We start from the raw sequence: 14,060 nt of genomic DNA on the forward strand, positions 1-14,060 counted from the left end.
CGTTGTGGTTCAGACGATGAAAAGCAGGTAGCGGGCGCCGCTGTCCCGCGGCGTCTCGAAAAGGCTGGCTCCGGCCAGCTGGTAGCGCAGGCAGTCGCCCGGACGCAGCCCGTGGCGGCGGCCATCCACGGTGATGTGCAGCGCGCCTTCCAGCATCAGCAGATGGTGTTCCAGATTCGGACGCGGCGGCTGCGGGTATTCGATGCGGGCACCGGCGTCCAGCTCGCAGGCCAGCACTTCCCCGGCCAGCGCGGCCGCCGGCGGCGAGACCGAGCGGCGCCGGAAGCCCGCGCTCGCATCGACCCAGACCGGCTGCGCGCTTTCGGGCACCAGCGGCGCGAAGTCGTCTTCCACCATCAGCATCAGCCGCGACATGGTCAGGCCGTAGGCGGCGCACAGCCGCCCCAGCACGCTGGCCGTGGGGCTGACCTCGGCGTTTTCCAGCCTCGACAGCGTGGCGCGGCTGACGCCGGCCCGGCCGGCCAGTTCGTCCAGGGACCAGCCGCGTTCCTGGCGCAGGCCCTTCAGGCGCGAGGCGATGCGCATGTCCAGGCCGTGATCGAATTCGGGATTATTTTCCATATTTGGGATTTTTTCTCAAATAAGAAATTCCGTCAAGCGAGCCCGCGTCCGCTCCGCCCGTCAACCACGCCCCGCCGAATTCGGCACAATAGGGCCCATGTTCCTGGCTCGATACCTGATCATGCCGATTCTCTGCCTGGGCCTGCTGGCCGGCTGCGCCCTGCCCTCGCAGGAACAGCGCAGCCAGTCGCAGGCGCTCGATCCCGACGCGGCGGCGGCCACCCCGCTGGGCCGCGCCATCGCGCCCGTCGCCGCCGGCCACGCCGGCCTGTCCGGCATCCACCCGCTGGCCGACGCCCACGACGCCTTCGCCGCGCGCATGATGCTGGCGCGCGCCGCCGAGCGCAGCCTGGACGTGCAGTACTACATCTGGCGCGGCGACATGACCGGCATGATGCTGCTCGAAGCGCTGCACGAAGCCGCCGATCGTGGCGTGCGCGTGCGCCTGCTGCTGGACGACAACGGCACCTCGGGCCTGGACCGCGAGCTGGCCGCGCTGGACGGACATCCCAACATCGAAGTGCGGCTGTACAACCCCTTCGCGCTGCGCTGGCCCAAGACGCTGGGCTACCTGACCGACTTCAGCCGGCTCAACCGGCGCATGCACAACAAGTCCTTCACCGCCGACAACCAGGCCACCATCATCGGCGGCCGCAACGTCGGCGATGAATATTTCGGCGCCGCCAACGGCGTGCTGTTCACCGACCTGGACGTGCTGGCGATCGGCGCGGCGGTGCAGGACGTGTCCGCCGATTTCGACCGTTACTGGGCCAGCGACTCGGCCTATCCGGTGGCGCGCCTGCTCAAGCCGGCCGAGGCGGGCGCGCTGGACCTGCTCAAGCGGCGCGCCGACGACATGGAACGCTCGTCCGACGCCGCCGCCTATGCCGAGGCCATGCGCGCCCTGCCCTTCATCCGTCAGTTGCTCAAGGGCGAGCTGGAACTGGAATGGGCGCCCACGCGCATGGTCAGCGACGATCCGCGCAAGACCCTGGGCACCGCGCCGCCAGAGGCCATGCTGCCGCATCAGTTGCACGAGATCATCGGCAAGCCCGCCCAGTCGCTGGATCTGGTGTCGCCCTACTTCGTGCCCGGCGAATCCGGCACGCGCGCCTTCAGCGAAATGGCCCGCGCCGGCGTGCGGGTGCGCGTGCTGACCAACTCGCTGGAAGCCACCGACGTGGCGGCCGTGCACTCCGGCTACGCCAGGCGCCGCGCCGATCTGCTGGCGGGCGGGGTGGAGCTGTTCGAAATGAAGCGCGCCGCCGGCGGCGGACGCAACAAGAACCTGGGCCCGCTGGGCAGCTCCGGGTCCAGCCTGCACGCCAAGACCTTCGCGGTAGACGGCCAGCGCATCTTCGTCGGCTCGTTCAATTTTGATCCCCGCTCGGCCAGGCTCAACACCGAACTCGGCTTCATCATCGACAGTCCCAGGCTGGCCAGCCAGATCTCGACGGCCTTCACGCGCGACGTGCCGGCCACGGCCTATCGCGCGCTGCTGGACGAACGCGGCAAGGTCTACTGGCTGGAACTGCGCGACGACGGCCAGACCGTACGTTATGACAGCGAACCCGGCGCCAGCGTCTGGCAGCGCCTGTCGGTCTGGTTCATCTCGCTGCTGCCGGTGGAGTCCTTGCTGTAATCGCAGCCAGGACGCGACGCAACAAGCGGAGCGCGCCTCAGCCCGCGCGGCGGCATACTGAACATCATGAGCATGAACCTGGATCTTTTCGACGAGGCCGACCCCCAGCCCGCCCGCAGCGAATCCATCGGCCCGCGATCCGTGGTGCTGCGCGGCTACGCCCTGCCCGTCGCCGACGCCCTGCTGCAATCCCTGGACGAAGTGATCCGGCAGTCGCCGTTCCGACGCATGGAAACCCCCGGCGGCCATCTGATGTCTGTCGCACTGAGCAATTGCGGCCGGCTGGGCTGGACCACGGACCACGACGGCTACCGCTACACGCCGGCCGACCCGCTGTCGGGGCGGCCCTGGCCCGACATGCCGCCGGCCTTCGCCGCCCTGGGACGCGAGGCCGCCGCCGCGGCCGGCTTTGCCGGCTTCGAACCGGACGCCTGCCTGCTCAACCGCTACGAGCCGGGCGCGCGCATGTCCTTGCACCAGGACCGCAACGAGCGCGATTTCAGCGCGCCCATCGTGTCGGTGTCGCTGGGCATGCCGGCGGTGTTTCTTTTCGGTGGCCTGGCGCGCTCGGACCCCGCCGCCCGCGTGCCGCTGTTCCACGGCGACGTGGTGGTCTGGGGTGGCGCGGACCGCCTGCGTTTCCACGGCGTGCTGCCGCTGAAGGACAGGCCGCATCCGCGCCTGGGCAGCCTGCGTCTGAACCTCACGCTGCGCAAGGCGGGTTGAGACGGCGGGCCCGATCCGGCCCGCCGGACCAAGGCGGGCGGAACCGGTTAGCATAGGCGCACGCTTTCCCTACACCCTCAAGAGAACAACGATATGCACGCGCTGGGCCGACTCGTCATCCTGGTCACCGACTACGACACCGCGATCGCCTTCTACCAGGACAAGCTGGGCATGGAGGTCTTCGTCGACATGGCCGTCGGCGCCCAGCGCTACGTGCACCTGCGCCTGCCCGAGCAGCCCTCGGTGGGCGTATGGCTGCTGCAGGCGCAAACGCAGGCGCAGCGCGACCGCGTGGGCGACCAGACCGGCGGCCAGCCGGTGGGCGTGTTCTACACCAGCGACACGCGCCGCGATCACGCGCGCTTCGCCGCGCAAGGCGTGCGTTTCACGCGCGAGCCCGTCGAGGACGCCGTCGCGGTGTACGCGCATTTCATCGATCTGTACGGCAACGAATTCGTACTCGTGCAACTGAAGTGAGCCGCGCGGCTCACGCGAAGGAACCCGCCATGGACCTGCAGCTTGAAGGCAAACGCGTGCTCATCACGGGCGCGTCCAAGGGCATCGGGCTGGCGGCGGCGCTGGCCTTCGCCCGCGAAGGCGCCAGTCCCACCCTGGTCGGCCGCGACCCGGCCGCGCTGCGCGCGGCCGCCGACGCGGTCTCCGCCCGGACCGGCATGCCCGCCGCCTGCGTGGCGCTGGACCTGGGACGCGCCGACGCGCCGCAGGAACTGCTGCGCCAGGCAGGCCCCGTCGACATCCTGGTCAACAATGCCGGCGCCGTGCCAGGCGGCGCACTGGATCAGGTGGACGACGAACGCTGGCTCGCGGGCTGGGAACTGAAAGTGCACGGCTATATCCGGCTGGCGCGCCTGTACTACCCGCTGATGCGCGAGGCCGGCGCCGGCGTGATCGCCAACGTGATCGGCATGGCCGGCTCGGCGCCGCGCGCCGACTATATCTGCGGCGCCGCGGCCAATGCCTCGCTGATCGCCTTCACCCGCGCGCTGGGCGGCGAGGCTCCGCGCCACGGCGTGCGCGTCTTCGGCCTGAATCCCTCGCGCACGCGCACCGACCGCGTACTCACGCTGGCGCGCCAGCGCGCCCAGGCGCGCTGGGGTGACGAAACGCGCTGGCAGGAAACGCTGTCGGGCCTGCCGTTCGGCCGCCTGATGGAACCCGGCGAAGTGGCCGACATGCTGGCGTTCTGCGCCTCGCCGCGCGCCGGCTACCTGAGCGGCACGGTCATCGACCTGGACGGCGGCGAGCAATACGCCGGTTGAACCCGGCGCGTCCTGGCCGAGACGGATCCGGGCTCAGCCCAGATAGTGGCCGGTCCAGTCAGCCAGCAGGCCGGGCAGGTCGCGCATGTCGGTGAAGACGCGCGCCACGCCCACAGAGCGCAGCGCGTCGGCGCCGCTATGGCCCAGGCCGCCCGGACTGTAGCCGAACACCGTGGCGCCCGCCGCCACGCCGGCGGTGGCGCCGGTGACGGTGTCCTCGACCACCGCGCAGCGGCGCGGATCCGCGCCCAGCGACTCGGCCGCCGCCAGGTACACATCCGGGAAGGGCTTGCTGCGCGGCATTTCATGACCGCTGAACACGCGGCCGTCGAAGCAGTCGGCGATGCCGACCTTGGCCAGCTGGAACTCGACCTTGCGGCGATCGGCGCCGGACGCCACGGCGATGCGCCCGTCCAGGATGCCGTGCAGCGCGCGCACCGCGTCGGGCGCGCCCGGAATCTCGACCAGGTCGCGGTCCAGCGCCTGGTTGCGGCGTTCGCGGAACTCGGCCAGCCAGGCTTCGCTGAGGCGCGCCCCGGTGCGCTCCTCGATCAGCGCCACTTCATCGCGCACCGCCTTTCCGGTAAAAATGCGCATGGTCTCTTCGGTGCTGATGGCCCAGCCCAGCTCGGTCAGCATGCCCGCCAGCACGCGGCTGGTGATGGGTTCGGAATCGACCAGCACGCCGTCGCAGTCGAACAGCACGGCGTCAAAAGGAAAGTCTGTCATTGCTTCGCGAAGGATACGGATGAACAAGTCAACAAGCATACTGCACGGCCAGCCGCGCACTTATGTCCACGACCTGCTCGCTCCCGATGAACTGTCCGCGCTGCTGGAGCATGACGACTCCTTCCATCTGGAACAAGTCGCCGATCCGGACGCCGTGGCGCCACGCACGGATGTGGTGATCGTCATCACCCGGCAGGCCCTGGCCGTGCGCTGCCGGCAAGCCACTGGAGACGCGTCCGCCTAGGCCGCTTGCGGCTCGGACTCAAAGGCGGCGCGCAGCGCGCCGCCCGCCAGTTCGAACAGATGCCGCGCCGCCGGCGTCAAGCCCAGCATGTGGATGCACGCATGGACCATGCCCGGCAGGCGATGGTCGCACGCATCGACCCCGGCCTCGCGCAGCCGGCGCGCATAGGCCTCGCCCTCGTCGCGCAGCGGGTCGTACTCGCATACCAGCACGGTCGCCGGCGGCAGGCCCGTCAGGTCCGCCGCGCGCAGCGGCGATGCGTAGGGCGAGTCGCCGTCCTGCTCGTTGAGCAGGTAGGTGAACCAGCAGTAGCGCATCGTCTCTTCCGTCAGGAAGAAATTCTGCCCATAGGCGCGATACGAATCGGTGCTGAAGGAATGGTCCAACACGGGATAGCACAGCAGCTGGTGCGCGATCCTGGGGCCGCCACGGTCGCGCGCCATGATGGCGGCGGCCGCCGCCAGGTTGCCGCCGGCGCTGTCGCCGCCCACCGCGATGCGCGCCGGGTCCACGCCCAGCATGCTGGCCTGCTCGCAGACCCAGCGCAGCGCGCAATAGAAGTCCTCGACCGGCACCGGGAACTTGTGCTCCGGCGCCAGCCGGTAGTCCACGGACAGCACCATGCAGCCGGTGGCATTGGCCAGCGCGCGGCACGGGTTGTCATAGAGTTCCAGCGAGCACAGGAACCAGCCTCCGCCATGCGCATACACCAGCGCAGGCAGCACGGCGCCGGGCGGCGCGCCCGCCGGCGTGTAAGCGCGCACGCGCAGGGGCGCGCCGTCGTGGCCCGGCGCCAAGTAGGTGCGCACGTCAGCCACGTCTTCCAGCGGGCCGTGCAGCGCGCCCAGGCTGGTCTCGGTGGCCGCGCGCATTTCCACCAGGGACATCGGCGTGGCGGTCGAGGACAGCCGCGCCAGGTAGGCATCGATCTTCGGATCCAGCGCCATGCTCAGCTCTCCCGCGACAGGAACGGCAACAGCTGCGCCAGGAACTCGTCCGGGCATTCTTCCGTGACGAAGTGGCCGCAGTCGGGAATGATGGCGCCGCGCACATCCACCGCATTCTCGCGCATGGTGATCAGCGGCGCGTCGCGGGTGGCATGCTCGGCGCCGATGGCCAGCACCGGCATGGCCAGTTTGCGCCGGGCGCGCTCGACATTCTGCCGCACCGTTTCCGGAATCGCCCGGTAGTAGGAGAAGCCCGCGCGCAGGCCGCCCGGCGCCGCGTAGGCGTCGATATAGACCTGCGCCGCCACGCGGTCGCGGCGGTGCGACCACTTGTCGAACATATAGGTCAGATAGGCCTGCTCGCGACCGGCGATCAGCGCTTCCGGCAGGTCGGGCAGCCGGTTGAACATGAAATGCCACAGGAAGATGTTCTGGTCCGGCGGCGCGAAGATCGTGGGCTCGGGCGCCAGGCCCGGGATCACCGCCTCGGTCAGCGCCAGCCGCGAGACGGCGTCCGGGAAGTCGCTGGCCAGCGCATAGGCCACCCACATGCCGATGTCGTGGCCCACGACCTGATAGCGCGCATGGCCCAGCTGCCGCATCAGCTGATGCAGCGTGGCCGCCACGGCGCCCGTGTCATAGCCGGCGGCCGGACGGTCCGAATCGCCCGTGCCCGGCGGGTCCACGGCGATGGCCATGTAGCCCTGCCCCGTCAGCGCGCGCATTACGTGGCGCCAGGTGAACCACGTTTGCGGCCAGCCGGGCACCAGCAGCACCGGCGCGCCGTCGCCGGCGATGGCGCAATGCAGCCGCGCGCCGTTCACCATCACGTAGCGATGGGCGAACTCCGCGCCGGCGGAGGGGATGTCTTGATGAAAGTTCGTCATGGTCTGTGTTCCTGTCCGCTCAGGCGATGCCCAGCAGCGCGTTGATCTGGGCCTGGCTGATGGCGGCGCCGGCGAAATCGTCGAACACCTTGTCCGTGACCGGAATGATGTGTTGCTTGATGAAGGCCGCGCCTTCGCGCGCGCCGGCCTCCTGGTCCTTCAGGCAGCATTCCCACTCCAGCGCGGCCCAGCCTTGATAGCCGTGCTGCGTGAGCTTGGAGAAGATGGACTTGAAATCCACCTGGCCATCGCCCAGCGAGCGGAAGCGGCCGGCGCGGTCGACCCAGGATTGATAGCCGCCATAGATGCCCTGGCGTCCGGTCGGATTGAACTCGGCGTCCTTCACATGGAACATGCGGATGTGGTCCTTGTAGATGTCCAGGTAGTCCAGGTAGTTGAGCTGCTGCAGCACGAAATGGCTGGGATCGAACAGGATGCCGCAGCGCGCGTGCCCGGCTACGCGCTCGTGGAACATCTCGAAGCTGATGCCGTCGTGCAGGTCTTCGCTGGGATGGATTTCGAAGCACAGATTCACGTCCTGCTCGTCGCAGGCATCCAGCACCGGCAGCCAGCGCCGCGCCAGTTCGTCGAACGCGGTCTCGATCAATCCCTCCGGCCGCTGCGGAAACGGGAACAGGTAGGGCCAGGCGAAGGAGCCCGAGAACGTGCCCATCTCGGTCAGGCCCAGCCGGCGCGACGCGCGCGCCGCCAGCAACAGGTTGCGCCTGGCCCATTCGGTGCGCGCCGCCGGATTGCCTCGGACCGGCGCCGGCGCGAAGGTGTCGAACATCGCGTCGTAGGCCGGATGCACGGCCAGCAGCTGGCCGAAGATGTGCGTGGTCAGTTCGCTGATGACCAGGCCGTGGCCGGCCAGCATGCCGGTGATCTCGTCGCAATAGTCCTGGCTGGACGCGGCCAGTTCCACGTCGAAGAAGCGCTGGTCCCAGGCCGGCACCTGCAGGGCCTTGAAGCCCAGGCCCGCCGCCCATTCGGCGACGGCGGGCAGGCTGTTGAACGGCGCGTCGGCGCCGCTGAATTGCGCGAGGTGGATGCTCGGGCCTTTGAGGGTTTGCATGATGAATCTGCCTTCGGCTTGCCGTCTCCCGGCTCGCCCTAATTGTTTGTCAAACGACAAAGAATAGACGAAAATCGATCTGTGACGCAAGCACGCCTGAATCGACCGCGCCTCAGGACGCGGCGGTACACTGCGTGGAATTTCAATCAGGACAAAAGTGCAATGGCAGGCAGACCCAGGGAATTCGACCGCGATCTCGCGCTGCAGCAGGCGATGCTCGCCTTCTGGCAGCACGGCTATGAAGGCACGTCGATGGCCGATCTGGTCGCGGCCACCGGGCTCGCGTCGGCGCGGCTGTATGCGGCGTTCGGATCCAAGGAAGACCTGTTCCGCGAAGCCGTGGCGCGCTATGAGGAGGGCGATGGCGCCTTTGCCGAAAAGGCGTTGCAGGCGGGCGACGTACGCAGCGCGGTCGAGCACATGCTGCGCGATGCCGTGCTGACGTACACGCGGCGCGGCCGTCCCCAGGGTTGCATGGTGGTGTCCGCCGCGACCAACTACGCGGCCGCCAACGAGCCGGTGATGAGCTGGCTGGCGACGCATCGCAAGGCGCGCACGCAGTCCGTCGTCGACCGCATCGCCGCCGCCGCGCGGGACGGTGAACTCGCTCCCGGCACGGACATACAGGCCCTGGGCGATTACTACGCCGCCGTGTTGCACGGCCTGTCGGTGCAAGCGCGCGATGGCGTGGGCAAGGCCAGGCTGCTCGCCCTGATCGGACCCGCCCTCGCGCCGCTGGACGCGGCCTTGCGCTAGGCCGGCAGCATTGCCAGCTCGTCATGGGCTGGCGCGCCGACCCCTGCCGGCGCGTCATGCCCATCGGCGCGTCGACGGGCAACTGCGACCGGCGCAGACCTCGGACTCGTCCTAGTCATCCAGCGGCATGTGCGCCTGCGCGGTGCGCAATTCCTGCAGATGCCGTTCGGCCTCTTCCTTCTCGGCACCCGGCGGCAGCGGCCGCCAGCCGACCATGTTCCCCGGCGTGCGGGTCGGCAGCCAGCCCAGCACACTGTACAACGTCACGGCGACCAGCCCCGTGTCATACCGCGCTTCGTAGTATCCCTGTCGTTCCGGCGCGGTATCGCCTGACATCCAATTGCCCTGAGACATCCGTGTCTCCTCCCGCTTGAAGCTTGTCGTGCCTGCGCCGCGGCCCGCGAGCCGCGGCGGGACATGGGCCGATGGTATAGCGCGGTCCAGGCCCCGCCACTGCAAGATGCGCCTGCTTTGCAATTCTTGACAGAGGGGAATCCCCTAGTGCCCACATTTTCGGGCCGGATTGCTAAAGCCCGACCGCAGGCGCTAGGATTCGACAAGGATTCTTACAAAGCGCGGGGAGGCTCTGCCCCAAAGACCTTGGGCAATCTGGGCATACCGACAATGCTGAAAGCAATCCTCTCGCTCTACCGGAAAGATCGACTGGCCTTGCTCGCGAGCGCCAACGCCCTGCGCGCCATCCGCGAAGGGCTGCTATGGACCCTGCCCTGCCTGCTGGTGTCGGCGCTGTTCCTGGTCCTGTCCGTGCTGGCGCGCCAGGCCGGCCTGCCCGAACCGGCCACCGAACTGCTGACCTCGGTCCACCAGAAGCTCACCGGCATCATGCCCATGCTGGTGGCCGCGGCCATCGGCTACATGCTGTCGATCCGGCATCGCGTGCCGCACCTGCCCACCGCCTTCCTGTGCCTGTCCTACGTGGCCGTGGCCGAAACGCTGCTGGCCGCCCATCCGCTGGCGGCCTCCACGCTGACCCTGTTCGTGGCCATCATCTCGCCGCTGGCCGCGGTGCCGCTGCTGTCCTGGCTGCACCGGTTCCGCTGGACGCGGCTCGCGCCCGATGGCCTCACCGGCGAGAACGTGCGCGAGACGCTGAACATGGTCGTGCCCGGCATCCTCACCGCGGCCGTGCTCATCGGCGCACTGTCCGCCCTGCTCAGCATTCCGGGCGTGGCGCAGTTCAGCATTCCCGTCAGCCTGACCTCGCTGCAGAACCCCTATGCCACCGGCGCGCTGATCTCGGCGCTGAACTCGCTGCTCTGGTTCTTCGGCATACACGGCTACCACGCGCTGGCGCCGATCATGGACGTGCTGGACCAGGCCGCCTACCTGAACGCCGCCATCAACGCCGCCGGCTACGAAGGCGTGTACGCGCTGAACAGCAGCCTGATGGGCGCGTTCACCTTTATCGGCGGCGCCGGCGCGACACTGTCGCTGGCGGTCTCCATCCTGTTGTTCTCGCGTACGGAATCGCTGCGCATGCTGGCCGTCGCCAGCGTCCCGGCCTCGCTGCTGAACGTGAACGAGATTCTGCTGTTCGGCCTGCCGCTGATCCTCAACCCCCGGCTGCTGATCCCTTTCATGCTGGCGCCGGTCTGCAACACGCTGATCGCGCTGGCGGTGGTGCAGCTGGGTTGGCTGCCGCCGGCAGCCGTGACACTGCCGCTGACCTCTCCCGTGCTGGTCAACGCCTACCTGAGCACCGGCGGTCACCTGGGCGGCATCGTGCTGCAACTGGGACTGCTGGCGCTGGGCGTATGCCTCTACACGCCCTTCGTGCTGGCGCTGGAACGCCGGCAGCTGGCCGACGCCACCGTGTACTTCAAATCGCTGGACACCACCTTCCCGCGCCTGCAGGACGAATCGCTGCTCTACGTGCACGATCCGCTGATCAACACCTACGCGGACCGCGCGCGCCGCAGCGCCGAGATCACCCGCATCCGCGCTATCAGCGAGTATGACTTCTATCTGGAATACCAGCCGCAGGTCTCGTTGCGCAGCGGACGCTGCACCGGCTGCGAAGCGCTGTTGCGCGCCACCGGCCCCGAAGGCCGGCAACAGGCGCCGCTGGAATTCCTGCGCGGCCTGGCCCAGGCCGGCCTGATGCGCGACGTCGACCTCTGGGTGGCCCGGCAGGCGGTGGTGCAATGCCAGAGCTGGCGCGCGCAGGGCTTCGCGCTGCCCATGACGATCAACGTCACCAGCGGTACCCTGACGTCCACTCCCCACCTGGAAAAGCTGATCGGCGTGCTGGCGCAGGCCGGCGGGCAGGTGTCGGTGGAATTGACCGAGGACGCGCTGGTCGAGGACGCCGAGGCACTGCACATGGCCTTCGACCGCCTGCGCCAGATCGGCGCGCGCATCTACATCGACGATTTCGGCACCGGCTACTCGGCGCTCAGCTACCTGCACCAGTTCCGCATCGACGCGGTCAAGATCGACCGCAGCTTCGTGCAGGCGCAAAGCAGCGAACGCGGCGCGCTGGTCATGAGCGGCCTGCTGCGATTCTGCGAGGCGCTGAACCTGCAGATCGTGGTGGAGGGCGTGGAGACTGACAAGGAAATTTCGGCGCTCGAATCGAGCGCCGAAATCATCGTGCAGGGCTGGTACTTCAGCAAGGCGCTGCCCGGCCCCGGGCTGATGGACTACGCCCGGCGGCGCGAGGCCGCCGACAGCGCGATTACTTGATGCCGATGAAGGGCAGCGCCGCGCCCGGCACCTGCGTGGTGGGCAACACGCCATCCCATTTCTCGACAGCGTTCAGGCCGACCAGATTGGTGTTGGCGGCCAGGGCCTCGGCCTTGGCGCGGATCGCCGCCGCCTCGGCCTCGCCGCGCAAACGGATGCCGTCGGCCTCGGCGGTGAACTGCTGGCGCCGCGCATCGGCCTCGGCCTTGGCCTTGACCACCTGGATCTCGGCATTGATGACGGCGGTTTCCTTTTGCTGGCGCGTGGTCTCGATCTGCACCTGGGCCAGCATGCGCTGCTCGATCGAATGCTCGTAGGCCTTCGAGAAGCCGACTTCCTCGATCTGCACGCCCACCACCTGCACCGGCGCGCCGTCCATGGCTTCCACCACGGCGGTGTTCACGTCCAGGCCCAGCTTCTGGCGTTCCTGGATGGCCCGCACGGCGGTGAAGCGGCCGAACACGTTCTTGACGGCGTCGGGCGTCTTGCGCTCCAGCACGCGTCCCTGCAGATTGTTGATGGTGCCGTACTCGGAATAGAGTTCCGCCACGCGCTCGGCCGGCACGCGGTACGTGACCGACACGCGCAGCGTCGCGGGCTGCTGGTCGTAGCTGTAGGCTTCCAGGTTCTCGAACACGAAGGTATGGTCGCGCACCGACACCACCGACACGTTGTCGATGAAAGGGGTCTTGAAATCCAGGCCGGGCTCGGCCACGCGCACCAGCTTGCCGTTGCGCAGCACCACGCCGCGCTCGCCCTGGTCCACCTGGAACCATGAGCCGAAAGCCAGGAACAGGATCAGCACGAACAACAGTCCGGTGCCGATGGCCACTGCCAGGCTGCGCGGCTTGGCCGCCTTGATGATCTGCAGATCCGCAGGCTTCATTTCAATCCCTCTCTTTCTTGGAACGTTTGCGGTCGGAAAGGACCGCGGCGATGCCCCGCGCGAGCAGGTAGGCGACTACGGCGGCCCCTACCAGGATCAGGAAATACCTCATCGTGCGTCCTCCCGGAAAAAAGCAAGGCATTCTAGCCTGCTCATCCGCCAAAGCTGGCCGGGACGTTGCAAGGACACGGATTGTCGCCATTTTTAAGAGTAATCCGAGACGAGCTGTGGCATGGTTGGCCGCGCGGCGCTACGCTGAGCGCAGCATGCCACCCCAAAGGACCAACGCCATGTTCCGTTCCTCCTCTTTGTCCTGTGCCATATTGGCCGCCGCCTTGGTGCTCGCCGCCCCGGCGCATGCCGCGCCGCCCGAAGGCAAGGGCAAGCCCGATCACGCCGGACAGGGTCACGGCAAGAACAAGGACAACCGCGATTCGGACGGCTCGGTCAGCGTCACGCTGAGCACGGCCGGCATCAGCATCTCCACGGCGCGCGGCTACGCCGTGCAGGCCGGCGCGACCGGCTACGGCTCGCTGCCGCCCGGCATCCGCAAGAACCTGGCTCGCGGCAAGCCGATGCCTCCCGGCATCGCCAAGAAAATGGTGCCGGGCGCCATGCTGGCGCGCCTGCCCGTGCACCCTGGCTATGAATGGCGCGTAGCCGGCAGCGACCTGATCCTGGTGGCCATCGCCACCTCGGTGGTCGCCGACGTGCTGTCCGGCGTGTTCGACTGAGCGGCCTCAGGCCGACGCCAGGCCGAAGCGCTCGCGCAGCGCTTGCGCCACAGCGCCGTCGTCCAGCTCGGACTCGACCGTGCCGGTCTCGTCGACCAGCTTGAGCGTGTTGCCGACCAGGATCGCGCGGCCACGCTCACTGTGCAGCACCACCACGCGCTTCTGCACGAAGATCGCGTCGGGATGGTTCGAATTCAGATAGTTCGCGGGCGCGAAATCGATCCATTCCTGCGGCGACAGGTCGAAACCGTACTGGTTCTGCCAGCCGCCATCGCGCCAGGCCTTGAGCACGTAGACCCCGTCCGCCTCGCGGCTCAGCATGAAACGATCCATATCCTGGCGGATGTCGGTGTCCAGCACCGCCAGGCTCATGGGCGCGCGGATGCCGTAGCTGCCGAAGCCCAGGTCGCACAGCCAGTCCTGGCCGTCCAGCCGCAGCACCAACGCCATGTGGGTGCGGGGACGACGCGCGGGATAGAACATCGGCCGCGCCGCCACATAGCGATACGGCACGCCCAGCGCCTGCATGGCCATGCAGAACAGGCCGTTGACCTCGTAGCAGTAGCCGCCCCTGCCGCGCGCCAGGATCTTGTCGGCGATGTCCTCGGGCGCCAGCGACACGCCCAGCCCGGCCTGCACGTCCAGGTTTTCGAACGGCACGGTGTACAACTGGCGCCGCATCAGTTCGGACACGGTGGCCAGGTCGGCGTGGGCCGGGCCGGCGTAGCCGATACGGTCGAAGTAGCGGGCCAGGGAGAAATTATCTGCGTGCATGGCGGGGGAATTCCTGCAAAGGGTTGCGTGAACGGCATGATGCGCCGTTGCCATGCGCCCGGGCGCGACAGACCACGCTTGGGCTATGCTGC

At 68.3% G+C, this 14,060-nt stretch carries 16 protein-coding genes; 8 read left to right on the top strand and 8 right to left on the bottom strand.

The window, feature by feature from the left end; all coding sequences use genetic code 11:
- Positions 1 to 9: 9 nt before the first annotated feature.
- Positions 10 to 582, bottom strand: a complete 573-nt coding sequence (locus tag C2U31_RS29285; protein ID WP_103276003.1) for a helix-turn-helix domain-containing protein — start codon at positions 580 to 582, stop codon at positions 10 to 12.
- Positions 583 to 679: 97 nt separating this feature from the next.
- Here C2U31_RS29285 and C2U31_RS29290 point away from each other — a divergent pair, with 97 nt between their 5' ends.
- The 4 genes from C2U31_RS29290 to C2U31_RS29305 all read left to right on the top strand — a co-directional run bounded on the left by C2U31_RS29290 (position 680) and on the right by C2U31_RS29305 (position 4,230).
- Positions 680 to 2,224 carry a phospholipase D family protein gene (locus C2U31_RS29290; protein WP_103276004.1) on the top strand — a complete coding sequence of 515 codons (1,545 nt, stop codon included), beginning with the start codon at positions 680 to 682 and terminating at the stop codon, positions 2,222 to 2,224.
- Between the two features lie 72 nt (positions 2,225 to 2,296).
- On the top strand, positions 2,297 to 2,950 hold the full coding sequence (alkB, locus tag C2U31_RS29295) for a DNA oxidative demethylase AlkB (RefSeq protein WP_369869716.1): 654 nt from the start codon (positions 2,297 to 2,299) through the stop codon (positions 2,948 to 2,950).
- Positions 2,951 to 3,043: 93 nt separating this feature from the next.
- Positions 3,044 to 3,427: a VOC family protein gene (locus C2U31_RS29300; RefSeq protein WP_103276006.1), complete on the top strand. Its 384-nt coding sequence runs from the start codon at positions 3,044 to 3,046 to the stop codon at positions 3,425 to 3,427.
- A gap of 29 nt (positions 3,428 to 3,456) precedes the next feature.
- Entirely contained in the window at positions 3,457 to 4,230 is a 774-nt protein-coding gene (locus C2U31_RS29305) for a short-chain dehydrogenase/reductase (RefSeq protein WP_103276007.1), read from the top strand.
- 33 nt (positions 4,231 to 4,263) lie between these two features.
- Here the strand turns inward: C2U31_RS29305 and C2U31_RS29310 are convergent, their stop codons facing one another.
- Positions 4,264 to 4,959, bottom strand: coding sequence for an HAD family phosphatase (locus tag C2U31_RS29310; protein WP_103276008.1), 696 nt, complete (start codon positions 4,957 to 4,959; stop codon positions 4,264 to 4,266).
- A gap of 19 nt (positions 4,960 to 4,978) precedes the next feature.
- Between C2U31_RS29310 and C2U31_RS29315 the strand changes: the two genes are divergently transcribed.
- Entirely contained in the window at positions 4,979 to 5,203 is a 225-nt protein-coding gene (locus tag C2U31_RS29315) for a hypothetical protein (RefSeq protein WP_103276009.1), read from the top strand.
- Here C2U31_RS29315 and C2U31_RS29320 read toward each other — a convergent pair.
- The 3 genes from C2U31_RS29320 to C2U31_RS29330 are packed head-to-tail and all read right to left on the bottom strand — an operon-like array spanning position 5,200 to position 8,112.
- Entirely contained in the window at positions 5,200 to 6,150 is a 951-nt protein-coding gene (locus C2U31_RS29320) for an alpha/beta hydrolase (RefSeq protein ID WP_103276010.1), read from the bottom strand. The two genes, C2U31_RS29315 and C2U31_RS29320, sit on opposite strands and share 4 nt — an antisense overlap.
- 2 nt (positions 6,151 to 6,152) lie before the next feature.
- A complete protein-coding gene (locus C2U31_RS29325; RefSeq protein WP_103276011.1) occupies positions 6,153 to 7,037 on the bottom strand; it encodes an alpha/beta fold hydrolase in 885 nt (294 codons plus the stop codon).
- Positions 7,038 to 7,056: 19 nt separating this feature from the next.
- Positions 7,057 to 8,112, bottom strand: a complete 1,056-nt coding sequence (locus C2U31_RS29330) for a sugar phosphate isomerase/epimerase (protein WP_103276012.1) — start codon at positions 8,110 to 8,112, stop codon at positions 7,057 to 7,059.
- Positions 8,113 to 8,274: 162 nt separating this feature from the next.
- Here C2U31_RS29330 and C2U31_RS29335 point away from each other — a divergent pair, with 162 nt between their 5' ends.
- Positions 8,275 to 8,868 carry a TetR/AcrR family transcriptional regulator gene (locus tag C2U31_RS29335; protein WP_103276013.1) on the top strand — a complete coding sequence of 198 codons (594 nt, stop codon included), beginning with the start codon at positions 8,275 to 8,277 and terminating at the stop codon, positions 8,866 to 8,868.
- 111 nt (positions 8,869 to 8,979) lie between these two features.
- Here C2U31_RS29335 and C2U31_RS29340 read toward each other — a convergent pair whose 3' ends face one another.
- Positions 8,980 to 9,222 (bottom strand): hypothetical protein, encoded by a 243-nt coding sequence (locus C2U31_RS29340; protein ID WP_103276014.1) that lies wholly within the window; start codon positions 9,220 to 9,222, stop codon positions 8,980 to 8,982.
- A gap of 270 nt (positions 9,223 to 9,492) precedes the next feature.
- Between C2U31_RS29340 and C2U31_RS29345 the strand changes: the two genes are divergently transcribed.
- Entirely contained in the window at positions 9,493 to 11,574 is a 2,082-nt protein-coding gene (locus C2U31_RS29345; protein WP_103276015.1) for a PTS sugar transporter subunit IIC/EAL domain-containing protein, read from the top strand.
- On the opposite strand, the gene C2U31_RS29350 is transcribed toward C2U31_RS29345, so the two are convergent.
- Positions 11,567 to 12,460, bottom strand: a complete 894-nt coding sequence (locus C2U31_RS29350) for a prohibitin family protein (protein WP_103276016.1) — start codon at positions 12,458 to 12,460, stop codon at positions 11,567 to 11,569. The two genes, C2U31_RS29345 and C2U31_RS29350, sit on opposite strands and share 8 nt — an antisense overlap.
- A 290-nt stretch (positions 12,461 to 12,750) precedes the next feature.
- Here C2U31_RS29350 and C2U31_RS29355 point away from each other — a divergent pair, with 290 nt between their 5' ends.
- Positions 12,751 to 13,194 carry an anti-virulence regulator CigR family protein gene (locus C2U31_RS29355; protein WP_103276017.1) on the top strand — a complete coding sequence of 148 codons (444 nt, stop codon included), beginning with the start codon at positions 12,751 to 12,753 and terminating at the stop codon, positions 13,192 to 13,194.
- A gap of 6 nt (positions 13,195 to 13,200) precedes the next feature.
- Here C2U31_RS29355 and C2U31_RS29360 read toward each other — a convergent pair whose 3' ends face one another.
- On the bottom strand, positions 13,201 to 13,968 hold the full coding sequence (locus C2U31_RS29360) for an arylamine N-acetyltransferase (protein ID WP_103276018.1): 768 nt from the start codon (positions 13,966 to 13,968) through the stop codon (positions 13,201 to 13,203).
- Positions 13,969 to 14,060: the final 92 nt, after the last annotated feature.

It is taken from the genome of Achromobacter sp. AONIH1 (assembly GCF_002902905.1).
Lineage (GTDB): Bacteria > Pseudomonadota > Gammaproteobacteria > Burkholderiales > Burkholderiaceae_B > Achromobacter.